General features: G+C 79.8%; 1 protein-coding gene. It reads left to right on the top strand.

All coding sequences use genetic code 11. The annotated features are described in order from the left end of the window. Positions 1 to 274, top strand: a 274-nt coding sequence (locus ACK41V_RS23885) for a hypothetical protein (RefSeq protein ID WP_409786208.1), incomplete at its 5' end; no start/stop codon positions are given. Between the last annotated feature and the right edge of the window lie 245 nt (positions 275 to 519).

Below are 519 nucleotides of genomic sequence, written 5' to 3'. Positions count from 1 at the left end.
AGCAGCGCGTGGCGGAAGCCGCACCTGCCCCAGCAAAGCAACCGCGCGCGCCTGCGACGCATCCAAGGCCAGCCGCAGCGACCGCGCCGCCGACGCCGCCTCGCCCTCCGCGTGCTCCGCCGCCCGCAGCCGCGCGCGCAGCGCCGTGGCCGCCTCCTCCGCCTCCGCGCAGCGGCCGCGCAGCTCTGCCAGCGCGGCGGAGGCGCGCGACAGGTCGCCCTCGGCCGCTGAGCAGCTGCTCGCGCGCTCCTCCGCCAGCCGCGCCAGCGCCTAGCCACCGCGCGCGATTGAGCCGCGCGGGCGCCGCGATGGCGCACAGTGACGCACGGACGCACCTCCGCGCGCTCCGTCTCGTGACGCAGCCGCTCTGCCAGATCCGCCGCCTCTCTGCGGGCCGCCGCCGCCCGCGCCACCGCATCTGCCTCCGCCGCCTCCGCCGCCTCCATCGCGTGCGCGTGGTCGCGCCGCGCCATCGTGGCCGCCTGCTCCGCGGCGGTGGCGCGTGCCTCGCAGGCGGTG

The organism is Acidovorax sp. (assembly GCF_046291265.1).
GTDB lineage: Bacteria > Pseudomonadota > Gammaproteobacteria > Burkholderiales > Burkholderiaceae_C > Acidovorax.
Note: the sequence above shows the minus strand (reverse complement) of the source record. Positions and strands in the feature narration are given on the sequence as shown.